At 71.1% G+C, this 23,506-nt stretch carries 19 protein-coding genes and 1 riboswitch; of the genes, 14 read left to right on the top strand and 5 right to left on the bottom strand.

The window, feature by feature from the left end:
• Positions 1-12 precede the first annotated feature (12 nt).
• The gene (locus tag ABD269_RS30740) at positions 13-1,167 is read right to left on the bottom strand and encodes an acyl-CoA dehydrogenase family protein (RefSeq protein ID WP_344123230.1); all 1,155 of its coding nucleotides are present in this window, start codon (positions 1,165-1,167) and stop codon (positions 13-15) included.
• Positions 1,168-1,605: 438 nt separating this feature from the next.
• Here ABD269_RS30740 and ABD269_RS30735 point away from each other — a divergent pair, with 438 nt between their 5' ends.
• The 5 genes from ABD269_RS30735 (at position 1,606) to ABD269_RS30715 (ending at position 7,599) form a co-directional block, all read left to right on the top strand.
• A complete protein-coding gene (locus ABD269_RS30735) occupies positions 1,606-2,646 on the top strand; it encodes a cytochrome P450 (RefSeq protein ID WP_344123228.1) in 1,041 nt (346 codons plus the stop codon).
• 55 nt (positions 2,647-2,701) lie between these two features.
• Positions 2,702-3,883 carry a polyprenyl synthetase family protein gene (locus tag ABD269_RS30730; protein WP_344123261.1) on the top strand — a complete coding sequence of 394 codons (1,182 nt, stop codon included), beginning with the start codon at positions 2,702-2,704 and terminating at the stop codon, positions 3,881-3,883.
• Positions 3,880-4,809: a hypothetical protein gene (locus tag ABD269_RS30725; protein WP_344123226.1), complete on the top strand. Its 930-nt coding sequence runs from the start codon at positions 3,880-3,882 to the stop codon at positions 4,807-4,809. The genes ABD269_RS30730 and ABD269_RS30725 overlap by 4 nt, the downstream gene beginning before the upstream one ends.
• An 11-nt stretch (positions 4,810-4,820) precedes the next feature.
• Positions 4,821-6,179, top strand: a complete 1,359-nt coding sequence (locus ABD269_RS30720; RefSeq protein ID WP_344123224.1) for a cytochrome P450 — start codon at positions 4,821-4,823, stop codon at positions 6,177-6,179.
• Positions 6,180-6,240: 61 nt separating this feature from the next.
• A complete protein-coding gene (locus tag ABD269_RS30715; protein ID WP_344123222.1) occupies positions 6,241-7,599 on the top strand; it encodes a cytochrome P450 in 1,359 nt (452 codons plus the stop codon).
• A 51-nt stretch (positions 7,600-7,650) separates the two neighbouring features.
• Here the strand turns inward: ABD269_RS30715 and ABD269_RS30710 are convergent, their stop codons facing one another.
• Positions 7,651-8,838, bottom strand: coding sequence for a cytochrome P450 family protein (locus ABD269_RS30710; RefSeq protein WP_344123220.1), 1,188 nt, complete (start codon positions 8,836-8,838; stop codon positions 7,651-7,653).
• A gap of 123 nt (positions 8,839-8,961) precedes the next feature.
• Here ABD269_RS30710 and ABD269_RS30705 point away from each other — a divergent pair, with 123 nt between their 5' ends.
• The 7 genes from ABD269_RS30705 (at position 8,962) to ABD269_RS30675 (ending at position 17,740) form a co-directional block, all read left to right on the top strand.
• Positions 8,962-9,639 (top strand): TetR/AcrR family transcriptional regulator, encoded by a 678-nt coding sequence (locus tag ABD269_RS30705; RefSeq protein ID WP_344123218.1) that lies wholly within the window; start codon positions 8,962-8,964, stop codon positions 9,637-9,639.
• 29 nt (positions 9,640-9,668) lie between these two features.
• The gene (locus tag ABD269_RS30700; RefSeq protein WP_344123216.1) at positions 9,669-10,952 is read left to right on the top strand and encodes a phthiocerol/phthiodiolone dimycocerosyl transferase family protein; all 1,284 of its coding nucleotides are present in this window, start codon (positions 9,669-9,671) and stop codon (positions 10,950-10,952) included.
• A 231-nt stretch (positions 10,953-11,183) separates the two neighbouring features.
• Positions 11,184-12,626 carry a GuaB1 family IMP dehydrogenase-related protein gene (locus ABD269_RS30695; protein WP_301889044.1) on the top strand — a complete coding sequence of 481 codons (1,443 nt, stop codon included), beginning with the start codon at positions 11,184-11,186 and terminating at the stop codon, positions 12,624-12,626.
• Positions 12,627-12,997: 371 nt separating this feature from the next.
• Complete coding sequence (locus ABD269_RS30690) at positions 12,998-14,491, top strand: amino acid permease (RefSeq protein ID WP_344123214.1); 1,494 nt, start codon at positions 12,998-13,000, stop codon at positions 14,489-14,491.
• Between the two features lie 10 nt (positions 14,492-14,501).
• Complete coding sequence (locus tag ABD269_RS30685; protein WP_095580789.1) at positions 14,502-14,957, top strand: Lrp/AsnC family transcriptional regulator; 456 nt, start codon at positions 14,502-14,504, stop codon at positions 14,955-14,957.
• A 216-nt stretch (positions 14,958-15,173) separates the two neighbouring features.
• Positions 15,174-15,974 (top strand): carbon-nitrogen hydrolase family protein, encoded by an 801-nt coding sequence (locus ABD269_RS30680; RefSeq protein ID WP_344123212.1) that lies wholly within the window; start codon positions 15,174-15,176, stop codon positions 15,972-15,974.
• A gap of 65 nt (positions 15,975-16,039) precedes the next feature.
• Positions 16,040-17,740, top strand: a complete 1,701-nt coding sequence (locus ABD269_RS30675) for a flavin monoamine oxidase family protein (RefSeq protein WP_344123211.1) — start codon at positions 16,040-16,042, stop codon at positions 17,738-17,740.
• A 59-nt stretch (positions 17,741-17,799) separates the two neighbouring features.
• Here ABD269_RS30675 and ABD269_RS30670 read toward each other — a convergent pair whose 3' ends face one another.
• Positions 17,800-18,483, bottom strand: coding sequence for a DUF5995 family protein (locus tag ABD269_RS30670; protein ID WP_344123209.1), 684 nt, complete (start codon positions 18,481-18,483; stop codon positions 17,800-17,802).
• Between the two features lie 72 nt (positions 18,484-18,555).
• On the bottom strand, positions 18,556-19,959 hold the full coding sequence (locus ABD269_RS30665; protein WP_344123207.1) for a uracil-xanthine permease family protein: 1,404 nt from the start codon (positions 19,957-19,959) through the stop codon (positions 18,556-18,558).
• 216 nt (positions 19,960-20,175) lie between these two features.
• Between ABD269_RS30665 and ABD269_RS30660 the strand changes: the two genes are divergently transcribed.
• Positions 20,176-20,622: a hypothetical protein gene (locus ABD269_RS30660; RefSeq protein WP_344123205.1), complete on the top strand. Its 447-nt coding sequence runs from the start codon at positions 20,176-20,178 to the stop codon at positions 20,620-20,622.
• 71 nt (positions 20,623-20,693) lie between these two features.
• Here ABD269_RS30660 and ABD269_RS30655 read toward each other — a convergent pair whose 3' ends face one another.
• Positions 20,694-21,941 (bottom strand): MFS transporter, encoded by a 1,248-nt coding sequence (locus ABD269_RS30655; protein ID WP_344123203.1) that lies wholly within the window; start codon positions 21,939-21,941, stop codon positions 20,694-20,696.
• A gap of 168 nt (positions 21,942-22,109) precedes the next feature.
• A riboswitch (FMN riboswitch) is annotated at positions 22,110-22,240 on the top strand.
• 187 nt (positions 22,241-22,427) lie between these two features.
• On the opposite strand from ABD269_RS30655, the gene ribD reads away from it, so the two are divergent.
• Positions 22,428-23,504 carry a bifunctional diaminohydroxyphosphoribosylaminopyrimidine deaminase/5-amino-6-(5-phosphoribosylamino)uracil reductase RibD gene (gene ribD, locus ABD269_RS30650; protein WP_344123259.1) on the top strand — a complete coding sequence of 359 codons (1,077 nt, stop codon included), beginning with the start codon at positions 22,428-22,430 and terminating at the stop codon, positions 23,502-23,504.
• Positions 23,505-23,506: the final 2 nt, after the last annotated feature.

Here is a 23,506-nt window from a genome sequence, read left to right as displayed (position 1 = left end):
TCGCGGGCGCGGTCAGAGCCCCATCGACTTGGCGACGATGCTCCGCATGATCTCGCTGGTGCCGCCGAAGATCCGGCTGGCGCGGTTGTCGGCATACAGCCGGGCGATGGGGTACTCCATCATGAAGCCGTAGCCGCCGTGCAGCTGGAGGCACTTGTCGATGACGCGGGCCGCGGTGTCACCGCAGTAGAGCTTGGCGGAGGCGGCCTCGTCGGCGCTGAGCTCCCCGGCGTCGAACGCCTCCAGCGCCCGGTCGGCGACCGCTTGCAGGGCGTCGACCTCCGCCTTGCAGTCGGCCAGCACGAACTTGGTGTTCTGGAAGGCGGCGACCGGCTTGCCGAAGACCGTGCGCTCCCGGACGTACTCGGTGGCGAAGCGCACCGCGGCGGCGGCGTGGGCGTACGCGCCGACGGCGATACCCAGGCGCTCCTGCGGGAAGATGTCCGCCAGGCAGGTGAAGGCGTTGCCGAGCCCGCCCACCACATCGGTGACCGGGACCCGCACGTCGGTGAACGTCATCTCGACGATGTCGGAGGAGCGCAGGCCGAGCGTGACCGGCTCGGCGGTGATCGCGACGCCCTCGGCCCGGGCTTCCACGGCGAGCAGCGACATGCCACCGCGCCGGTCGTCCTGGCCCTCTCCGGAGGTGCGGCAGGCGACGAGCACCAAGTCGGCCTGGGCGCCGCCGGAGACGAACGACTTCACGCCGTTGAGCACGTAGTGCGTGCCGTCCTCGGACAGCACGGCTGCGGTCCGTATGCCGGCGACGTCGGAGCCGGCGCCCGGCTCGGTGATCGCGATGGCCGTCATCAACTCGCCCGTGACGAAAGCCGGGAGCCAGCGCTTCTTCTGCTCCTCGGTGGTGTACTTCACAAACGTGGCCGGGAGTGCCATATGGGCGCCGGCACCGCCGAAGGTGACTCCGGCCCTGGCGCACTCCTCGCTTATGACGGCGTTGAACTTGAAGCCCGTCTCGCCGGCGCCCCCGAACTCCTCCGGTACACCGAAACCGAAAATTCCGAGCTCGCCCAGTTTGCGATAGAACTCGCGCGGCACGCGGCCCGCGGTCTCCCATTCCTGATGGACCGGTGCGACCTCGGCCGCGATGAAGTCCCGCAGCACGGAGCGGAACGCCTCGTGGTCGTCATCGAAAACTGTGCGCCGCACTCTGACCCCCGTGTACTGAACAGTTTTTCCTCGAACGGCTCGAACCTAATACGCAGTTGACAGGTCTGTCCAGGACGTGACGGATCCCGTCCCACCTGCTCGTACGTCCACCGCCGCGACTGACTTGTGGGTCACAAAACCCTTGCTGCCGGGTTGGTCGGTGTGCCTACTATGCGGCTCCGGGTTCGAAGGCCGTATCGGTGGACGCCCCGGTTTCCATGCCGCTGTTCGGTGGACAACGGCAGGTAAGTTACAGAGAACTGGGGGGCTCTGTTCCATATGCACGCGATGTTCGATGCGCGAGATCCACGCCTGCGCGACGATCCCTATCCGCTCTACAAACGGCTCCGCGACGCCGAGCCGGTCCATCGAACGCCCTACGGACACTGGGTCATTTCCGGATACCGGGAAGTCGCATCGCTCATCCGCAGTCCCCGGTTGACCAGTGAGTACCCGCAGGACCGCAAATGGGCGGAGCAGCGCGGTGGTTGGGACAGTCCGATCGTCGAGGCCACCCGCAGATGGATGCTCATGCGGGACGGCGCGGCGCACCGCAGACTGCGCGGTCTGGCCAACCCGCTCTTCACCGCCAGGGCGATCCAGGAGCTGCTGCCGCGCGTGGCCGGCATCGTCCGGCAGATCATGGATGAGATGGGCAGCGGCCCGGACATCGATCTCATCGGTTCGCTCGCCGCCCAGGTGCCGGTGACGGTCTTCTGCGGGCTCGGCGGCCTTCCGGTGGAGGACCGCGACCTGTGCCGGAAGTGGACCGACGCGCTCGGGCACGTCATCGATCCGGCCATCGACGGGATCACCCGCCGCGCCATGAACGACGCGGCGGAGGAGTTCGGCGCCTATATCGCCGAGCACCTGGCCAGGCGGCGCGCCGATCCCCGGGACGACATCCTTTCCCGCCTGCTGCTGGCGGAGTTCGACGGTGAGAAGCTCACCGATGACGAGATCATCGCCAACGTCATGATGTTCTTCATGGGTGGCCATGAGACGACCGTCAACCTCATCGGCAACGGCATGCTCGGTCTGCTGCGCCACCCCGATCAGTTGCGGGCGCTGCGCGAGGACCCCGGCGTCATCGGGGACGGGATCGACGAACTGCTGCGGTACGACGCGCCGATCCAGCTCGTGGCGCGTATCACCACAGGTGACATCGACATCGCCGGCACCACCATTCCGTCCGGCTCCAAGGTGATGATCCTGCTCGGAGCCGCCAACCGCGACCCGCTGCGCTACCCGGACCCGGACCGCCTGGACCTGTCCCGACGCGACATCCGCCCGCTGTCCTTCGGCGGCGGCCCGCACTACTGCATCGGCGCCATGCTGGCGAAGACCGAAGCGCGGCTGGTATTCACCGAGTTGATCCGCAGATACCGGGGCATCGCCCTGAGCCGCGAGGACGTGACCTGGCGCCGCCAGGTCAACATCCGTGGCCTCAGCGAGCTGCGCGTGGATCTCCTGCCCTGATTTCCGCGGCCAGGACAGCGGCTCGCAGGACACTCGCACCGCACTCGCCCACGGCATGCACATCATCCGGCCCGGTCACGGACTCCTGCACGAACGCCGCCCCTGTGGTGCGCCCCGACGTGCGTGTGGAGTCGAAGTGGCGGGCCCCACAGGGGGACGAAACACCAATATGAGCACGCAGACGATGCCTCCCGACGTACTCGACGCGGGACTGATGAGAAAGGCCGTCGACACCGTTCTCGAGGATTTCCTGGCGGGGAAGACGGAGTTTGCCGGACAGCCCATAACTGCCCAACTTATGGGCGCGTTCGCTGAATTCATGTCCGGCGGGAAACGTATCCGTCCGCTGCTGGCCCTGACCGGATGGCGGGCCGTCGGCGGAGAACGTGGCAATGGATCCATCGTTCGTGTGGCCGCCTCGCTCGAGATGTTCCACGCGTTCGCCCTCATTCACGACGACATCATGGACGACAGCGACACCCGCCGCGGCCGTCCCACCATCCACCGGGCACTCTCCGGAATCCACGGGAGTGATCACTCGGGGCAATTCGGGCGCAGCTCCGCGATATTGCTCGGTGATCTCGCTTTCACATGGGCGGACGAACTCCTGCACACAGCGGGGCTCACTCCCGTGCAATATGCGGCGTTGCTGCCCCTGATTACCGAGATGCGCACGGAAGTGATGCTCGGGCAGTATCTGGACCTGTGTGCCACGGGCGAGTTGTCGGACGATGTCGAGGCCACAATGACGGTCAACCGCTACAAGACCGCCAAATACACCGTCGAGCGGCCCTTGCACATCGGCGCGGCCATGGCCGGCGCGGGTCCCGAGGCCATGGCCGCCTGCACCGCCTACGCCGTTCCGCTGGGCGAGGCGTTCCAGCTCCGCGACGACCTGCTGGGCGTGTACGGCGACGTCATGGACACCGGCAAGTCGCGCCTGGACGATCTGCGGGCGGGCAAGAACACCACCCTCGTCGCGCTCGCCCTGCGCGCGTCCGACGCGGCACAGGCCGCCCGGCTGCGTGCGCTGATCGGTGATCCCTTCCTGGAGGAGGCGGGCGCCGAGGAAGTCCGCGCCGTCTTCGCCGCCACCGGGGCCCGGGAGGCGGTCGAGCGCTTGATCGACGACCGGTACCAGCAGGCGTTGCGTGCCCTGGACACCGCCCCGTTCGCCCCCGAGGCGACCGCCACATTGGAGAACCTCGCCCGTACGGCGACGAGGAGGACATCATGATCACTGACCTGACCGCACCCGCCGCACCCGCCCCCGCGACCGTCCCGGCCGGCATGGCGCCCTACTGGCAGGAGTGCACCGACCGCTTCGCCGGGCTGTTCTCCCGGTACCTCGGGTACGAGGCGCAGAAGGTGCCGATGACGGACGCCGAGCTGCGCGAGGTCATCGACGCCTGCAACCGCGCGGTCGCGCCGCTGGGCAAGACGGTCTCCGACAAGCGGTGGATCTCCTACATGGATGTCGTCCGGTGGTCCCAGAGCGCCCGGCACATCAAGGACATGGAGGCCTTCAAGGCCGTCTGCGTGCTCAACTGCATCACCTTCGTGTGGGACGACATGGACCCCGCGCTGCACGACTTCGACCTCTTCCTGCCCGAGGTGCGGGCGGTGTGCGACCGGTACTACGGCGAGGAGGACGCGGCGTTCGCGTACGAAGGCGCCCGCGCCTTCGTCACCAGCGACCACATGTTCCGTGACTCCCCGGTCAAGAAGGTGCTCTGCGCCACCTCGCCCGAGCAGTACTTCCGGTTCCGCGTCACCGACGTCGGTGTGGACTTCTGGATGAAGATGTCCTATCCCGTCTACCGCCACCCAGAGCTCACCGAGCACGCCAAGACGGGTCTCGCCGCCCGCATGACCGCGCGTGGGCTGGCCATCGTCAACGACTTCTACTCGTACGACCGGGAGGCCGTGCTCGGTCAGATCACCAACTGCTTCCGGCTGTGCGACGTGACGGACGCGGCCGGGTTCCGGCGCTTCTTCGACGCCCGGCTGGGCGACATGTCCGAGGACATGGAGTGCATCGCCGCCTTCGACGACACCACCCGGGACGTCCTGCTGGATCTCATTCACGGCAACTTCGTGTGGACCACGCGTGACCGGCGCTATCAGGCGGCCGTGAACGACGTGAACTCGCGCATCCAGTAAGGGACCGCCCCATGCCCACCGCGAAACCCGCTACCGCGGACCGGTCCTGGCGGACCGGTGCCGCCCCCGGCGCGCTGCCCCTTCTCGGGCACGTGCTCCCCCTGTGGCGCCGCCCGCTGGACTTCATCGCCTCGCTGCCCGCCCACGGCGATCTCGTCGAGGTCCGGCTCGGGCCCAGCCGCGCCTACCTCGCCGCCCACCCCGAACTGGTCCGGCACGTGCTGCTGAACCCGCGCGTCTTCGACAAGGGAGGAGTCTTCGACAAGGCGCGGCAACTGCTCGGAAACAGCCTGTCGGTCTCCCGCGGCGAGGAGCACCGATTCCAGCGACGCCTCATCCAGCCGGCCTTCCACACCACGAAGATCGCCGCGTACACCAACGCCGTCGCCGATGACACCCGTGCGGTGACCGACGCCTGGTGTCCGGGGGAGACCCGGGACATCAGCGACGCGATGCACGCCCTGCTGATGCGCGTCGCCGCACGGACCCTGTTCTCCACCGGGCTCGACGACACGGTGATCGAGGAGGCCCGGCACTGCCTCCGGACCGTCTCACAGGGCATCTACAAGCGCACCGTGGCCCCTCTCGGGGTCATGGAGAAGATGCCCACACCCGGAAACCGCGCCTACGACCACGCCAACTCCCGGCTGCGGGAGATCGTGGCGGAGATGATCGCCCGGCGGCGCCGCTCCGACGCCGACCACGGCGATCTGCTCTCCACCCTGCTGCGCGCCGAACACCCGGAGACGGGGGAGCGGCTGGACGACCGCCAAGTGCTGGACCAGGTCGTCACCTTCCTGGTCGCCGGAAGCGAGACCACCGCCTCCACCCTGGCCTTCGTCTTCCATCTCATGGGCACCCTGCCCGAGGTCGAGAAACGGGTGCACGCCGAGGTGGACGAGGCCCTCGGGGGCCGCACCCCGGTCTACGACGACCTGCCGGCACTGCCGTACACGCGGAACGTCATCACCGAGGCGCTGCGTCTGTACCCGCCGTCCTGGATGGCGATGCGGGTGGCCGCGGAGGACACCGAACTCGGCGGCCGGCACATCCCCGCCGGGACGATGATCCTCTACAGTGCCTACGCCCTGCACCACAACCCGGAGCTCTTCCCCGACCCGGAGGTCTTCGACCCCGGACGGTGGGAGGGCGAACGGGCCCGGGAGGTGCCGCGCGGCGCGCTGCTGCCCTTCGGCGCGGGCAGCCACAAGTGCATCGGTGACGTCCTGGCCCTCACCGAGACAGCCCTCATCGTCGCGACCGTCGCCGCGCGCTGGCGGCTGCGCCCGGCGCCCGGGACGTCCCTCCGGCCGGAGCCGAAGGCCACCCTGGAGGCCGGCCCGTTGCCGATGATCTGCGAACGGCGCTGACTGCGCCCTTCCATGCACAGCCGCCCGCCCAGTCCGTGCCCGTCACCGAAGGACGATCCGAATGAAGACCACCTCCGACACGTCCGCGCGTACCTGGCGGGTGACCGCGGCCCCCCGCCGGCTCCCCTTGGTGGGCCACGCGTTGCTGCTGGGGCGCCGACCGCTGGAGTTCCTGACCTCGCTGCCCGCCCTCGGGGACCTGGTCGAGCTGCGGATCGGCACCAAGCAGGCGTTCCTGCCCTGCCATCCGGAACTGGTGCAGAAAGTGCTGCTGAACGCGCGGGTCTACGACACCGGGGGGCCGGTGAAGGAGAAAGCCCGCCCCATCCTGGGCAACGGGCTGATCACTTCCGACTGGGCCGACCACCGCCGACAGCGGCGGATGGTGCAGCCGGCCTTCCACCCCGCTCGCATCGCCACGTACGCCGGGGTCATGCGCGAGGAGTGCGCGGCGCACGCGGCCACGTGGGAGGCGGGGAAGCCGGTCGACATCAGTGACGCGATGCAGGGCCTGACCGCCCGGATCACCGCCCGCGCCCTGTTCTCGACCGAGATGGCGCCGCATTCGGTCGCCGAGATCCAGCGCAGCCTGCCCGTCATGGTGGAGGGCGCGTACCGCAGGGCCGTGGATCCCACCGGGCTGCTGGCGAAGCTGCCGCTGGCGGCCAACCGTGAGTTCGACGCGGCCCTCGGCCGGCTGCACGCGCTCATCGACGGCATCGTCGGCGACTACCGGCGGACCGGCGAGGACCGCGGCGACCTGCTGTCCGCGCTCCTGGCAGCCCGCGACGACGAGGACGGCGGGCAGATGTCGGACCAGGAGGTCCACGACCAGGTCATCACCCTGCTGCTTGCCGGAGTGGAGACCACGGCCAGTGCGCTGACCTGGGCCTGGCACCTGCTGGCGGCCCATCCCGAGGCGGAGCGGCGGCTGCACGCGGAGGTCGACGAGGTGCTGGCCGGCCGGACGCCGACCTACGCCGACGTGCCGAAACTCGCCTACACCCAGCGGGTCTTCACCGAAACGCTGCGACTGTACCCCCCGGCGTGGATGTACACCCGGATGACCACCGAGGACACCGAGCTGGGCGGGCACCGGCTGCGCACCGGAACCGACATCCTCATCAGCCCGTACGTCATCCACCGCATGCCCGGACTGTTCGCGGACCCCGAGGACTTCGACCCGGACCGGTGGCTGCCCGAGCGTGCCAAGGACGTGACGCGCGGCTCGTACCTGCCGTTCGGCGCCGGCAGCCGCAAGTGCATCGGCGACGTCTTCGGGATGACGGAGGCGACTCTGGCGCTCGCCGCGCTCGCTTCCCGCTGGCGGCTGCGGCCTGTCCCCGGCGTCGCGGTCCGGCCGCGCGCCCAGATGAGCCTGACCGCCGGACCGCTGCCGATGGTGCCCGAACCGCGCTGACGCCGGACCTGCCGTCAGCGGGCCCGGCCGGGCCCGCTGACGGTCGGACCGTCAGCCGAAAGTGACCGGCAGCCCGTGCAGCCCGCGCAGCATCATGCTGGGGCGCCAGGTGAGGTCGGCCGGTTCGGCGTCCAGGGCCAGCTCGGGGCAGCGTTCGAGCAGGGTGCGGAAGGCTATGGCGCCCTGCATGCGGGCCAGCGGCGCGCCCAGACAGTGGTGGATGCCGTAGCCGAAGGCCATGTGGCCGCGGGCGTCCCGGCGGATGTCGAAGTGGTCGGGCTCGGCGAACCGCTCGGGGGAGCGCGAGGCGGCGGCCAGTACGACGGCCACGGACTCGCCGCGGGGGATGGTCGTGCCACCGATCTCCACCGGCTCCTTGGTGTAGCGGAAGGCCGTGGTCTCCACCGGGCCCTCGTACCGCAGCATCTCCTCCACCGCGTTCTCCAGCAGCGACCAGTCGGCACGCAGGGCCGCCAGCTGATCGGGGTGGCGCAGCAGCGTGAGTGTGCCGCTCGAAATCATGTTGGCCGCCGTCTCGTACCCGGCCACCAGGAGCAGGAAGGCCATGCCCAGCATCTCCTCGGTGGAGAGTCCGTCCTCCTCGTCCATGGTCGCGGCCAGGGCGCTCAGCAGATCCCCGCCGGGCTCGCGCCGCTTGGTGGCGACGAGCTCCGCGAGGTAGCCGGTCATCTCCTGCGCGGCGGCAGCGGCGCGCTCGGCCCGGGTGAAGTCGGTGCTCTCCAAGTACCAGTCGTGGAAGGCCTTGCGGTCGGTCGCCGGCACCCCGAGCAGCTCGCAGATCACCGCGAGCGGCAACTGCAGCGCGAACGCCTCGACCAGGTCCGCCCGGCCCAACGGCAGCATGGCGTCCACCAGTTCGTCCGCGATCTGCTGCACCCGTGGGCGCAGAGCCTCGATGCGTCCGGTGGTGAACTCCTTGGCGACCAGCTTGCGCAGCCGGGTGTGCTGCGGCGGGTCGGTCTGCACCATGTTCAGGCCGACGGCGTTTCCTCCGTCGTCCTCCCAGCCCGCCGAGTGCCGGATGTCGTTGGACAACCGCGGGTCGGTCAGCGCGGCGCGCGCCTCCTCGTGCCCCACGACGATCCAGAACTCGCCGGACGCCTCGGAGCGCACCCGGTGCACCGGACCCTGCGCACGCATCCGCTCGTAGATCGGGTAGGGGTCGTCGACGAAGCCCTGGCCAAGTGCTGACAGGTCCTCAAAAGGCTGTACGGACATGGGAGTCCCCCTTGCTTTCGAACGGCCCGGGGAACAACAACTGGACAGTGCCCCCCGGTTCACTGGCGGCGACCCTAGCAACGAAACGGACAGTAGTCCACGGTTGGTGTTAGGGTGCCGCCCATGGCCATCAGCGACGATCGACGGACACCGTTGCGCAAGGACGCGCGGCGCAATCGGGAGACGCTGATCACCGCCGCCCGGGAGGTCTGCGCCGAGCGCGGTGTCGACGCCCCGCTGGACGAGATCGCCCGCAGGGCCGGAGTCGGCAACGCCACTCTCTACCGCCACTTCGCCAGCCGCGCCGAACTGATCGAGGCAGTCTTCCGGGACTCCTTGACCCCGCTCCTGCGTGCCGCCGAGGAGGCGCGCGCCCACCCCGACCCCTGGGCCGGACTCACGGCCTATATGGACCGCGTCTTCACGCTGCTTGCCGCCGACCGCGGCGCCAACGACCTCATGACCACGGGCATTCAGGGCGTGCCCACCCTCGAAGCGCTCCACGAGGGCCACCGGCACACGCTCGACGTCCTGTTGCGCCGTGCTCAGCAACAGGCGGCGGTCCGGGCCGACATCGGGGTGGAGGACCTGCTGTTCCTGCTCACCGCGCTCGGTCGCGCCGTCCCCGCCGTCCCCGACACCTGGCGCCGCTACCTCGCCCTGCTCCTGGACGCCCTGCGTCCCGGCGCCGCCCACCCTCTTCCGGCCCCTCCGCCCGGCCCCGGCCGGTTCGGTGCCGCCCTGCGTCAGTCGGGCCCCGCACCGCGCACAGGCACGGGCCCGGATCGGCCGACACGGTAACCCCGCGCACTTTGGAGACCTCGCACGTCATGATCATTCAGCGCCCCGTATCCCCCTACGAGAGCCCCTACTTCTTCGATCTCCGAGCCGCCGGCCTCCCGCTCTACGACATGCCTGCCTACGTGGAGTCCCTGGTCCGCGGCCGCATGGACCCGGCTCTGATGACACGCGCCCTCGGTCTGCTGACCGAACGTCACCCGATGCTCCGGTCCGGGGTGGTGGCCGGCGCCGAAGGGCTCCTGTTGCGCGTCCGCGACCGTGTCCAGCCGCCGCTCACCGTGCGGGACGGCATCGACGAGCCCTTCGCCGAACTGATCAACCACCGCCCCGACTGGACCGAGAGCATGCTGCACGCCTGGCTGCTCACCGACGGTGAGCGCAGCCAGGTCGTGCTCGCCGTCCACCACGGTGTGGCCGACGGCCGCTCCGCCTTCGCCCTGCTCGACGAGTTCTGGCAGTACTACACCGCGCTGGCGGCCGGCGCGAACCCTGCGCCCGAGCGGCGTGACGACCTGCCCGAGGCCATCGACACCCGGCTGGCCGGCGCGTTTCCCGACGACGAGATCGACGCCTTGGTCGACGTCCTCGCACAGGGACCGGACGACACCCTCAAGCCCGCGACCCTGCCGACCGAGGGCATGGGCCGCCCCGGCCGTCCGGCACCGGCGCGCCGCTTCGTCGTCGACCGGCTGGAGTTCGAACCGGAGGTCACCGACGCCGTGGCCGACGCCGCTCGCGCCCGTGGCGTCACCGTCAACAGCCTCGTCACCGGCCTGGTGCTCACCGCCGTCCGTGCCCAGCTCGCACCCGAGACCGGACCCCTGGCCATGGTCTGCGGCCACGGCGTCGACCTGCGCACCCGCCTGACGCCCGAGTTGCCGCTGAGCACCGTGCTCAACTGCATCACCGGATTGCAGACGCCCGTGGTCGTCTCGCACGACGACCACCCCCACACCGTCGGCCGGGAAGTGGCCGAACAGTTCGCCGCCGCCCTGTCCCGACGCGACCCCGAGCGCTTCCTGCTCACCGCGCTCAGGGCCGGTGCCCGTGGCGTGGCGGTGCCCATGCCGGTCGTCAGCTACGGGATATCCAACGTGGGGAGGATCCCGGCGCACCCGGTCCCGGAGGGAATGTCCCTGATCCGCTTCGGCGGCACCTCGAACGCCCCCGGCATGCCGCCGAAGATCGGCGCCGCCAGCTTCGGTGGCCGGTTGCTGCTGCAGAACGAGTACGACGGCTGGACCTACAGCGAGGAACAGATGGGCCGCCTGCGCGAGACCATGCGCGCCTCCCTCGAGGGCCTGGCCCGCTGAACACCTCCTCCGGCGGGAACGGGCGAACCCGTCGGAGGCCTCCCACGACCTGTCCGAAAGCACAGACGGCGGCGCCCGGCTCTGGGGAAAGCCATAAGAATGTGCCTCCGGTTCGTGGTCACGCGGAGGCATCATGGATGATGGGTCCAGGAACCTCAGCCCGATCCGGTGCTGGCTCGGTGCTGACTCCCCACCCGCTTTGTACTCAAAACCGCAGGTGAGAGAGCCAGTATGCGATTCCTCAACGACCAGAAGCCGCCGTACGACCTGACGTACGACGATGTGTTCATGGTGCCCAGCCGCTCCGCGGTCGGCTCCCGGCAGGGCGTGGACCTCGCCGCCCCCGACGGGACCGGCACCACCATCCCCCTCGTGGTCGCCAACATGACCGCGATCGCCGGCCGCCGCATGGCCGAGACGGTCGCCCGCCGTGGTGGCCTCGTCGTCATCCCGCAGGACATCCCGATCGAGGTCGTCACCGAGGTCATCTCCTGGGTCAAGGGCCGCCACCTCGTGCTCGACACCCCGATCGTCCTCGCGCCCACGCAGACCGTCGCCGACGCGCTGTCGCTGCTGCACAAGCGCGCGCACGGCGCCGGTGTCGTCGTCGACGGCGACCACCGCCCGGTCGGCGTCGTCACCGAGTCCGACCTGACCGGCGTGGACCGCTTCACCCAGCTCTCCGAGGTCATGTCCAAGGAGCTGCTGCTCCTCGACGCCGACATCGACCCGCGCGAGGCCTTCAACCAGCTCGACGCCGCGCACCGCAAGCTGGCGCCCGCCGTCGACAAGGACGGCCGCCTCGCGGGCATCCTGACCCGCAAGGGCGCCCTGCGCGCGACGCTGTACACCCCCGCCACCGACGCGGACGGCAAGCTGCGCATCGCCGCCGCCGTCGGCATCAACGGCGACGTGGCGGGCAAGGCCAAGGCCCTGCTGGAGGCCGGTGCCGACACCATCGTCGTGGACACCGCCCACGGTCACCAGGAGTCGATGATCGCCGCGGTCAAGGCGGTCCGCGGCCTCGACCCGCAGGTCCCGATCGTCGCGGGCAACATCGTCGCCGCCGAGGGCGTGCGCGACCTCATCGAGGCCGGCGCGGACATCATCAAGGTCGGTGTGGGCCCCGGCGCCATGTGCACCACCCGCATGATGACCGGCGTGGGCCGCCCGCAGTTCTCCGCGGTCCTGGAGTGCGCCGCCGAGGCGAAGAAGTTCGGCAAGCACGTCTGGGCCGACGGTGGCGTCCGCCACCCGCGCGACGTCGCCATGGCGCTCGCCGCCGGTGCCTCCAACGTCATGGTCGGCTCCTGGTTCGCCGGGACGTACGAGTCCCCGGGCGACCTTCAGCAGACCGCCGACGGCCGGCTCTACAAGGAGAGCTTCGGCATGGCCTCGGCCCGCGCCGTGCGCAACCGCACCAGCGAGGAGTCGGCCTACGACCGGGCCCGCAAGGGTCTGTTCGAGGAGGGCATCTCCACCTCGCGGATGTTCCTCGACCCGGCCCGCCCGGGCGTCGAGGACCTGATCGACTCGATCATCGCGGGCGTCCGCAGCTCCTGCACCTACGCGGGCGCGGGCTCCCTGGAGGAGTTCCACGAGCGTGCCGTCGTCGGCGTCCAGAGCGCCGCGGGCTACGCCGAGGGCAAGCCGCTGCACGCCAGCTGGCAGTAATCCGCACACCCCGAAGGGGCGCGGTCCGGTTCTCCGGGCCGCGCCCCTTCGCGTTTTCCGAGAAGCTCTCGCGTCCTGCCCCGGTCGCACCACGTTGGCGACGACATGTACCGATTCATAAGGTGACGTGCAACGATCGCCCGTTCCGGCCCCCCACGCGCAATGATCGTACGGGCATACGCAAGAATGGTGCATTACGAGCGCACGCACCCACCTCGTAGGGTCTGCGCTGTACGTGGAGTGGCGGATACCGCTTGCTCGCGGTCCCCTCCTTCCATGGGTTTGCTCCGCCCTGCCGGCGCGCCCCGGTCGGGTGCCGCCGGCGGTCGTCCCCTCCGCCCTCGACAGGCAGCGACGAATGGAGCCACCCAGTGTTGGACCACGGCACAGCGCCCCCCGCCGCAGGCGACGACCAGCGCTCCGCGCGCCCGGCCGCCGGCTTCGCGGCCGGTCTCATGCGGCGCAAGCCGGTCGAGCGCCTCGTGGCCGAGGGCGGCCAGGGCGAGGGCGGCTCGCTGCGCCGCTCGCTCGGCATGTGGCAGCTGACGATGATCAGCATCGGCGCGACCCTCGGCACCGGCATCTTCGTGGTGCTCGGCGAGGCGGTGCCCAAGGCGGGCCCCGCCGTCATCGTCTCGTTCGTCATCGCCGGCATCACGGCGCTCTTCTCGGCCCTCTCCTACGCGGAGCTGGCCGGCACCATCCCGGTCTCCGGCTCCTCGTACTCCTACGCCTACGCCACCCTCGGCGAGCTCGTCGCCTGGGTCTGCGGCTGGTGCCTGATCCTGGAGTACGGCGTCTCCGTCGCGGCCGTCGCCGTCGGCTGGGGGCAGTACCTCAACGAGCTGCTCGACGGCACGATCGGCGTCACCATCCCCGCCTCGCTGGCCAACCCGCCCGGCGACGGCGGCGTCTTCAACCTGCCCGCCCTGCTCGTCGTGCTGCTGTGCATGGCCTTCCTGCTGGGCGGGGCCAAGGAGAGCGCCCGCGCCAACACCATCATGGTCGCGGTGAAGATCGTCGCGCTGCTGCTCTTCTGCGGTGTCGCCTTCCAGGGCATCAAGGCCGGCAACTACACCCCCTTCATGCCGCTCGGCGTCGCGGGCCTGAGCTCCGCCGGTGCCTCGCTGTTCTTCTCCTACATCGGCTTCGACGCCGCCTCCACCGCGGGCGAGGAGGCCAAGGACGCACAGCGCGACCTGCCGCGCGCGATCATGCTCTCCCTGATCATCGTCACCGCGCTCTACTGCCTGGTCGCGGCCGTCGCCGTCGGCGCCATGCCCTGGCAGAAGTTCGAGGGCAGCGAGGCCGCGCTCGCCGGGATCATGAAGGACGTCACCGGCCAGAGCTTCTGGGCCGTGCTGCTCGCCGCGGGCGCCGTCATCGCCATCGCCTCCGTCGTGCTGACCGTGCTCTACGGCCAGACCCGCATCCTCTTCGCGATGTCCCGCGACGGCCTGGTGCCCAAGGTCTTCTCCAAGGTCCACGCGAAGAGCGGCACCCCCCGCGCCAACACCGTCATCGTCTCCCTCTTCTGCGGCATCCTCGCCGCCGCCATCCCGCTCGGCCAGCTCGCCGACGCCACCAGCATCGGCACGCTCTTCGCGTTTGCCCTGGTCAATGTGGCCGTCATCGTGCTGCGCCGGACCCGCCCCGACATGAAGCGCACCTTCCGGGTGCCGCTCAGCCCGGTCTTCCCGGCCATCGGCTTCCTGCTGTGCGTCTACATGATGGGCAGCCTGGACAAGGTCACCTGGATGGTCTTCGGTGTCTGGATGGCCGTCGGGCTCGTGATCTACTTCGGGTACGGGAGGAGCCGCTCGCGGCTCGCCCGGGAAGAGACGCAGGTACCCCTAGAGAAGTGATCCACCCGCAGTGCGACTGAACGATCTCGACGAACGCATCGTCCACGCCCTCGCCGAGGACGCCCGCCGCTCCTACGCCGACATCGGCACCGAGGTCGGCCTGTCCGCGCCCGCCGTCAAGCGCCGCGTGGACAGGCTGCGGGCCGAGGGCGCCATCACCGGGTTCACCGTGCGCGTGGACCCGGCGGCGCTGGGCTGGGAGACCGAGGGCTTCATCGAGATCTACTGCCGCCGGAACACCTCCCCCGAGGCCATCCACCGCGGCCTGTCGCGCTACCCGGAAGTGGCGTCCGCCTCCACCGTCACCGGCGAGGCGGACGCCATCGTCCAGGTCTTCGCCTCCGACATGCGCCACTTCGAGCGGGTGCTGGAGCGCATCGCGGGCGAGCCCTTCGTGGAGCGCACCAAGTCCGTCCTGGTGCTCTCCCCGCTGCTGCGCCGCTTCAGCTCCGGCGCCCCCTCCTGAGCCGCACCCCCGGCCGGATCCGCCGCGCCCCGGCCGCGCGGCCCCGTCCGCGGCACCCCGCGCGGCTCCGCGCAATGAATCGACGTCCAGGCGGCGCAATGCGCAACGAATGACGCGTCGGTACGCAATGGACGCGCCTTGTCGGGCGGAGTTACCGGCCCGTACCGTCAAGGCGTCTCCACGAACATCCCTTCGCAACAGGTGAAGAGAGGCCGCATGACGCCGCTGCGCACCGCGCTGTACCAGGGCCGCCCCGGCGTTCCCTCCTCCACCGCCGAGACCCTCGACGCCCTGGCCGCCGCCGCGCGCCGGGCCGCCGACGCGGGCGCCCGGCTGCTGCTCACCAACGAGCTGTACCTCACCGGCTACGCCCTCGGCTCCGCCGTCCTCGACCGGGCCGAGACCGCCGACGGCCCCGGCGCCCGGGCCGTCGCCCGCATCGCCGCCGAGCACGGCCTGGCCATCGGCTACGGCTACCCCGAGCGCGCCGGCACGGTGATCCACAACTCCCTCCAGCTCATCGGGCCGGACGGGGACCGCCTCGCGCACTACCGCAAGACCCACCTCTTCGGGGACTACGAGGGCACCTACTTCACGCCCGGCGACGAGCCGGTCGTCCAGGCCGACCTCGACGGCGTCCGCCTCGGCATGCTGATCTGCTACGACGTCGAGTTCCCCGAGCCGGTGCGCGCCCACGCCCTCGCCGGCACCGAGCTGCTGCTCACGCCGACCGCGCTGATGCGGCCGTACGAGATCGTCCCGCAGACGATCGTCCCGGCCCGCGCCTGGGAGAGCCAGCTCTACATCGCCTACGCCAACCGCTGCGGCACCGAGGGCGATTTCACCTTCGCCGGTCTCAGCTGCCTCGCCGCCCCCGACGGGACCGTACGGGCGCGGGCGGGCGCGGGCGAGGACCTGATCATCGCCGACGTGGACCCGGCGCTGCTCAAGGCCTCCCGCGCCGAGAACACCTATCTGCACGACCGCCGACCGGAGCTGTACAGCTCGCTCACCTGACCCGCCCGGGCCCCCACGGCCCCGCTCCGAGCCGCCACCCCCCATCCCGCAGGAGAGTTCAGCCGATGACGTCCATGGTGCCCAACGCCGCCCACGACGAGCAGTCGCAAGCGGCCCTGCCGCCGATCACCATGTTCGGCCCGGACTTCCCCTTCCCGTACGACGACTTCCTCGCCCACCCCGCGGGCATCGGGCAGATACCCGCGACCGAGCACGGCGCCGAGGTCGCCGTCATCGGCGGCGGTCTGTCGGGCATCATCACCGCCTACGAGCTGATGAAGATGGGCCTCAAGCCCGTCGTCTACGAGGCCGACCAGATCGGCGGCCGGCTGCGCACCGTCGGCTTCGAGGGCTGCGACCCCTCGCTGACCGCCGAGATGGGCGCGATGCGCTTCCCGCCGAGCTCCACGGCGCTGCAGTACTACATCGACCTGGTGGGTCTGGAGACCAAGCCGTTCCCCAATCCGCTCGCGCCCGACACCCCGTCGACCGTCGTCGACCTCAAGGGCGAGACGCACTACGCGAAGACCATCGACGACCTGCCGCCGGTCTACCGCGAGGTCGCGGAGGCGTGGAACGCCTGCCTGGAGGAGGGCGCCGACTTCTCCGACATGAACCGCGCCCTGCGGGAGCGCGACGTGCCGCGCATCCGGGAGATCTGGGCGAAGCTCGTCGAGAAGCTCGACAACCAGACCTTCTACGGCTTCCTCTGCGACTCCACCGCCTTCAAGTCCTTCCGGCACCGTGAGATCTTCGGCCAGGTCGGCTTCGGCACCGGCGGCTGGGACACCGACTTCCCCAACTCCATCCTGGAGATCCTGCGCGTCGTCTACACCGAGGCGGACGACCACCACCGCGGCATCGTCGGCGGCAGCCAGCAGCTCCCGCTGCGGCTGTGGGAGCGCGAGCCCGGCAAGCTCGTCCACTGGGCGCCCGGCACCTCGCTGTCCTCGCTGCACGGCGGCGAGCCGCGCCCGGCCGTGACCCGGCTGCACCGCACGGCCGGCAACGGCATCACGGTGACCGACGCGTCGGGCGACATCCGCACGTACAAGGCGGCCGTCTTCACCGCCCAGTCGTGGATGCTCCTGTCGAAGATCGCCTGTGACGACTCGCTCTTCCCCATCGACCACTGGACTGCGATGGAGCGCACCCACTACATGGAGTCGTCCAAGCTGTTCGTCCCCGTCGACCGGCCGTTCTGGCTGGACACCGACGAGGAGACCGGGCGGGACGTGATGTCGATGACGCTCACCGACCGGATGACCCGCGGCACGTACCTCCTGGACGACGGCCCCGACAAGCCGGCCGTCATCTGCCTCTCGTACACCTGGTGCGACGACAGCCTCAAGTGGCTGCCGCTGTCGGCCGGTGAGCGGATGGAGGTCATGCTGAAGTCGCTCGGCGAGATCTACCCCAAGGTCGACATCCGGCGGCACATCATCGGCAACCCGGTGACCGTCTCCTGGGAGAACGAGCCCTACTTCATGGGCGCGTTCAAGGCCAACCTGCCCGGCCACTACCGCTACCAGCGGCGCCTGTTCACCCACTTCATGCAGGACCTCCTGCCGGAGGACAAGCGCGGCCTGTTCCTCGCGGGCGACGACATCTCCTGGACGGCGGGCTGGGCGGAGGGCGCGGTGCAGACGGCGCTCAACGCGGTGTGGGGTGTGATGCACCAGTTCGGCGGCGAGACGGACGGGACGAACCCGGGCCCGGGCGACGTCTACGACGAGATCGCCCCGGTCGAACTCCCGGAGGACTGACCTCCGGCTGCGGGCGTGTCCTCAAACGCCGGGCGGGCTGAAATCAGCCCGTCCGGCGATCACCCCAGTGGGGTGAGCAGGCAGCGGCTCACCAGCCCCACCGCCGCGTCGAGCCGCTCCGTGAACTCCTCGGTCACATCCGGAAGTTCGCGCATCGCGAAGAGCGCGCGAAACGTCGTCCAAGCCGCCGCCCGCGCAGCGTCGAGGCTCCACGCCCCCACCAGATGCGTCAGCGGATCCGCGACATCCACAAGCTCCGGCGCCAAGCCGTCCCGCACCCGCTCCTCCAGGGCGACCAGCACCTCGCCCACCCGGTCGAAGTCGCCTTCGAGCGCGCACGGTTCGAGGCCGAGGGCCACGCACGTGTCGGCGAGAGCCAGCGGCAGGTCGTGCCCGATGTGCGCGTTGATGCCCGCGAGGGCGAACTGGAGGGGCCGTACGGCGGGGTGCCCGCGCATGTGGAAGAGCGGGCGCCAGCAGGCGGGCGCCCGCCGTCCCGCCGCCTCGCCGTCGACGGCGGTCAGATACCGCGCGGCGAACCGTACGTCCAGCTCCGTCGCCGTCACCCGGTTCTCGAACGCGCCCGCGGCGACCCGCTGTCCGATCTCCTCGGTGACGGTGAGGTAGACGCGGTTGAAGACCGCCACCCCGTCCCGCGGCGGCAGGGCCTGCGCCAGTCGGCGCATCCGCGCCACGACGCCCTCGATGCCGGCCGGTGCCGCCCGTACCCCTGCCGTCGTCATGCGCACACAGTGACATGTGCGCACGCACCGTAGGCGCCCGGCGCCCGTGGATGACCGGAACGGATGACGGGGTCAGCGCTCGTCGCGGCCCGCGTCCTCCTCGGCGGCCGCGTCGTAACCGCTCGTCCCCGCGTCCAGCAGCGGCTCCTGCTCCCTGAGGTGGGCCGGGGCCAGGGCGCGCAGGACGTGGTAGCCGGAGAGGACCACGATGGTGCCGAGAGCGATGCCGCTGAGCTCGAAGTTGCTGCTGACCTTCAGGCTGACGCCGCCGATGCCGATGATGATGCCCGCGGCGATGGGCACCAGGTTCAGCGGATTGCGCAGGTCGACCTTGTTGTGGACCCAGATCTGCGCGCCGAGCAGGCCGATCATGCCGTAGAGGATGACGGTGATGCCGCCAAGCACCCCGCCGGGCACGGCCGCGACGACGGCGCCGAACTTGGGGCAGACGCCGAAGAGCAGGGCGAAGCCGGCCGCCGCCCAGTAGGCGGCGGTGGAGTAGACGCGAGTGGCCGCCATGACGCCGATGTTCTCGGAGTAGGTGGTGTTGGCCGGGCCGCCGACCGCGGTGGAGAGCATCGTGGCCGCGCCGTCCGCGGAGATCGCGGTGCCGAGCTGGTCGTCCAGCGGGTCGCCGGTCATCTCGCCGACGGCCTTGACGTGTCCGGCGTTCTCGGCGATCAGTGCGATGACGACGGGCAGGGCCACCAGGATGGCGGACCAGCTGAACGTCGGCCCGTGCAGCGAGGGCAGGCCGATCCAGTCGGCCTTGGAGACGCCGGAGAGGTCGAGCCGCCAGTGGTCGACGGCCTCCGGGCCGCCGTTCACCGAGTGGATCTTCCCGAAGACCCGGTCGAACACCCAGGAGATCGCATAGCCGAAGAGCAGGCCCAGGAAGATCGCGACGCGGGACCAGAACCCCCGCAGGCAGACCACGGCGAGCCCGGTGACGAGCATCGTCAGCAGCGCCGTCCACTGGTCCTGCGGCCAGTACGTCCGCGCGGTGACCGGCGCGAGGTTGAAGCCGATCAGCATGACCACGGCGCCGGTGACCACCGGCGGCATCGCCGCGTGGATGATCCGCGCGCCGAACTTCCGTACGGCCAGGCCGCTCAGGAACAGCGCCGCGCCCACCACGAAGATCGCGCCGGTGACGGCCGCGGTGCCGCCGCCCTGTGCCCGGATGATCGCGGCGACGCCCACGAAGGAGAGGCTGCACCCCAGATAGCTGGGCACCCGGCCGCGCGTGGCGAGCAGGAACAGGATGGTCGCGACGCCCGACATCATGATCGCGAGGTTGGGGTCGAGACCCATGAGGACCGGGGCCACAAAAGACGCCCCGAACATGGCGACCACGTGCTGCGCGCCGAGCCCCGCGGTCCGGGGCCAGGAGAGCCGCTCGTCCGGCCGCACGACGGCCCCGGGTGCCGGGGTGCGCCCGTCCCCGTGCAGAGTCCAGCGCACGCCGAGGCCCATGAGTGCTCCAAGTGTTCGGGGTGGGGGAATCCGGACCATGTTAAGTGGCGCAGGACGCTGCTCACGGCCGTCGCCGCCGGGCCGGGCGCTCGCTGAGCTGCTGCAATCGGGGCAATCAATGGTCCGTACGACTGTATGACCGTGAACCGGTGCTGTTTCTTGCTTCATGCGAGGTATGGGTCTCTGTGTCCGATTCCTGCAATCCAGGAGACATTCATGCGTAACCTCGTCGGCCGCACCGCGGCCGCCACCGTTCTCGCAGCGGCTGCCATCGTTCCGATCGCCGGCGTGGCCCAGGCCGCTCCGGCCACGACCGCCACGGTCCAGACGTGGCACCACGACCACGACCACGACGGTGACCGTGGTGACCGCGACCGTGACCACGGCCGCGACCACGACCACGGCCGCTGGGACCACGGCCGTGACCACGGCCGCTGGGGCCACGACGACTGCGACCGTGGCTGGGGCGACCGTGGCTGGGGCGACGGCCGCTGGGGCCACCGCCACGACCGTGAGGACTGCGACGACTGGGGCTGGGGCGGTCGTGGCGGTCGCTGGGAAGAGGGCCGCTGGGGCGGCTGTGGCCGTCACGAGGGTCGCGAGGGCTGGGAGTTCGGCCACCGTGGCTTCGGCGGTCTCGGCGGTCTGTTCGGCATCCTCTAACCACCCACGGCTCGCCGTCGGCTGGTTCCGGGCCGTACGGGGGACCCCTTGAGGGTCCGCCGTACGGCCCATCACTGTTCCGGACCCGGTGACTCCGCCGCGGAGTCCGAGCGCTCCGGTACGGCCCGCACCACGCCCACCGCCCCACGCGCGGGCGTACGCAGCACCCCCGCCCCCACCGCCACCCCCGTCGTCAACACGGTGACCAGGGCGAACGACATCACCAGCGAACTGGCGCCCGCGACCTGGCCGATGGCGGCCGGCGCGATCAGCCCCGACGTGTAGGTGATCGTCGCGACCCCGGCGATGGCCTGGCTCGGCGCCGGGCCGCTGCGCCCCGCCGCCGCGAACGCCAGCGGCACCACCACCGCGATGCCCAGGCCGATCAGCGCGAAGCCCGCGATCGCCGCCGGTGCCCCGGCCGCGGACACCACCAGCACCCCGCCCGCCGTGGCCAGCGCGCCCCCGGCCCGTACGGTCCGCACTGGGCCGAACCGGCGTACCGCCGCGTCCCCCGCGAACCGGGCCGCCGCCATCGTGCAGGAGAACGCCGTGGTGCAGGCGGCCGCGACGCCCGGATCGGATCCGATGACGTCGCGGAGATAGACCGCCGACCAGTCCAGGCTCGCGCCCTCCGCGAACACCGCGCAGAACCCCACCGCGCCGATGGCCAGCGCCGCGCGCGGCGGCAGCGAGAAACGCGGCGGCGGGTGCTCCTCGGGCGCGGTCCGCAGGTCGAGCACCCACCGGCAGGCGAGCGCGCCGAGCAGCAGGAGCGCGGTCGCCGCGATCCCCAGGTGGACCCGGGCGTCCGTACCGGCGTGCGCGGCGACCGCGCCCGCCCCCGAACCGGCGAGCACGCCCACGCTCCACATCCCGTGCAGCCCCGACATGATCGAGCGGCCGATCCGGTTCTCGGTCTCCACGCCCAGCGCGTTCATCGCCACGTCCGCCATCCCCGCCGCCGCGCCGTAGCAGGCCAGCGCCGCGCACAGCGCGAGCAGGCCGGGGGAGAGGGCGGGCAGCGCCAGGGACGCGCACCACAGGGACAGCAGTACGCGCAGCGCGGCGCGCGAACCCAGCCGGTGACCCACCCACCCCGCGAGCGGCATGGCCAGCGATGCCCCGATCGCCGGGAACGCGAGCGCCAGCCCCAGCCGGCCCGCGCCGACGTCCGTGTGCGCCTGGATCCACGGGACGCGGGTCGCGAAACTGCCGGTCACCGCGCCGTGCACGGCGAACACCACGGCCACGGCACAGCGCGCCCGGCGTAACCGGCCGTCCGTACCCCTCTTGTCACCCCGCTCGCCGGCACCCATGGACGCGCATCCTCCCGGACCCGGCCGGGCCGGTCGACCCCCCTCGGCGATCTACATCACCGTGGACACCGCGCCGCCCCTCGGCGTACGCTCAAAGGCGTCGGACCGGCAGTGTTCAAGGAACGTGCAGGTCAGACTCCATGTAGCATCAAAAGACAACTAGTTACGCAGCGCACTCCGGGGTCGGTGAAAGTCCGAACCGGCGGTTACAGTCCGCGACCCGTCCGCATCCAGCGGCCGGTTGACCAGGTGAAATTCCTGGACCGACGGTTAAAGTCCGGATGGGAGGCAGTGCGCGGCGGGCACGCATACCGGCACACCGGCGTCAGGTGATCCGGCCCTCTTCAGGGGCGGACCCTTCTTTTTCGGCCTCGGCGCACCCCCGGTCCGCGTCCCCGCTCTCTTCGTCGTCCCGTGCGACAGCCCCGGAGTCCGTGCCCGAAGAGGCAGGAGGACCCGGTGGCCACCCAGGCCGAAGCCGACGCGATGCGTCGGGCCATCGCACTCGCCGCGCGCGCCCTCGGCTCCACCAGCCCCAACCCCGTCGTCGGCTGCGTCCTGCTCGACGCCCGGGGCCGCACCGCGGGCGAGGGCTGGCACCGGCGCGCCGGAGGCCCGCACGCCGAGGTCGCCGCCCTGCGCGACGCCGCGGACGCCGGCCACGACGTCCGCGGCGGCACCGCCGTCGTCACCCTCGAACCCTGCAACCACACCGGACGCACGGGCCCCTGCGCACAGGCCCTGCTCGCCGCCGGAGTGGCCCGCGTCGTCTACGCCGTCGCCGACCCCAATCCCACGGCCACCGGAGGCGCCGCCACCCTGGCCGCCGCCGGGGTCGACACCGAGGGCGGACTGCTCGCCGACGAGGCCGCCGCGGGCAACGCCGCCTGGCTCACCTCGGTGCTCCGCGACCGCCCCTTCGTGCTGTGGAAGTACGCGGCGACACTCGACGGCCGCAGCGCCGCCGCCGACGGCACCAGCCGCTGGATCACCTCCGCCGCCTCCCGCGCCGACGTCCACCGGCTGCGCGCCGAGGCCGACGCCGTCGTCGTCGGCTCCGGCACCCTGCGCGCCGACGACCCGCACCTGGCCGTCCGCGGCCTGGACGGAGTCACCCAGCCCCTGCGCGTCGTCGTCGACACCCACGCCACGATCAAGCCCGGCGCCCGGGTCCTGGACGACGCGGCACCCACCCTGATCGCCGTCGGCGAGGACGCCGACACCCGGCACCTGCCCGGCACCGACACCGTCCGGCTGCCGTACGGCGAGCAGGGCCTGGACGTCCACGCCCTGCTCGCCGAGCTCCACGGGCGCGGCGTCCGCTCCGTCCTGCTGGAGGGCGGGCCCTCGCTCGCCGGCTCCTTCGTCGCCGCCGGGGCCGTCGACCGCATTGTCGGCTACCTCGCGCCCGCCCTGCTCGGCGCCGGGCCCACCGCCCTCGGCGACGCGGGCATCACCACCGTCGCGCAGACGCTGCGCCTGGCGGTGACCGACGTCGCCCGCCTCGGCCCCGACCTGCGGATCACCGCCACCCCCACCGCTTCCGCCCCTGAGGAGAACTGAAC

This window comes from Streptomyces blastmyceticus (assembly GCF_039521185.1).
GTDB classification, from domain to species: domain Bacteria; phylum Actinomycetota; class Actinomycetes; order Streptomycetales; family Streptomycetaceae; genus Streptomyces; species Streptomyces blastmyceticus.
Note: the sequence above shows the minus strand (reverse complement) of the source record. Positions and strands in the feature narration are given on the sequence as shown.

Coding starts and splice junctions, on each gene's coding strand:
- ABD269_RS30730 (WP_344123261.1), top strand. CDS start 2,702: ATGCACATCATCCGGCCCGGTCACGGACTCCTGCACGAACGCCGCCCC.
- ABD269_RS30725 (WP_344123226.1), top strand. CDS start 3,880: ATGATCACTGACCTGACCGCACCCGCCGCACCCGCCCCCGCGACCGTC.
- ABD269_RS30720 (WP_344123224.1), top strand. CDS start 4,821: ATGCCCACCGCGAAACCCGCTACCGCGGACCGGTCCTGGCGGACCGGT.
- ABD269_RS30715 (WP_344123222.1), top strand. CDS start 6,241: ATGAAGACCACCTCCGACACGTCCGCGCGTACCTGGCGGGTGACCGCG.
- ABD269_RS30710 (WP_344123220.1), bottom strand. CDS start 8,838: ATGTCCGTACAGCCTTTTGAGGACCTGTCAGCACTTGGCCAGGGCTTC.
- ABD269_RS30705 (WP_344123218.1), top strand. CDS start 8,962: ATGGCCATCAGCGACGATCGACGGACACCGTTGCGCAAGGACGCGCGG.
- ABD269_RS30700 (WP_344123216.1), top strand. CDS start 9,669: ATGATCATTCAGCGCCCCGTATCCCCCTACGAGAGCCCCTACTTCTTC.
- ABD269_RS30695 (WP_301889044.1), top strand. CDS start 11,184: ATGCGATTCCTCAACGACCAGAAGCCGCCGTACGACCTGACGTACGAC.
- ABD269_RS30680 (WP_344123212.1), top strand. CDS start 15,174: ATGACGCCGCTGCGCACCGCGCTGTACCAGGGCCGCCCCGGCGTTCCC.
- ABD269_RS30675 (WP_344123211.1), top strand. CDS start 16,040: ATGACGTCCATGGTGCCCAACGCCGCCCACGACGAGCAGTCGCAAGCG.
- ABD269_RS30670 (WP_344123209.1), bottom strand. CDS start 18,483: ATGACGACGGCAGGGGTACGGGCGGCACCGGCCGGCATCGAGGGCGTC.
- ABD269_RS30665 (WP_344123207.1), bottom strand. CDS start 19,959: ATGGGCCTCGGCGTGCGCTGGACTCTGCACGGGGACGGGCGCACCCCG.
- ABD269_RS30660 (WP_344123205.1), top strand. CDS start 20,176: ATGCGTAACCTCGTCGGCCGCACCGCGGCCGCCACCGTTCTCGCAGCG.
- ABD269_RS30655 (WP_344123203.1), bottom strand. CDS start 21,941: ATGGGTGCCGGCGAGCGGGGTGACAAGAGGGGTACGGACGGCCGGTTA.
- ribD (WP_344123259.1), top strand. CDS start 22,428: ATGCGTCGGGCCATCGCACTCGCCGCGCGCGCCCTCGGCTCCACCAGC.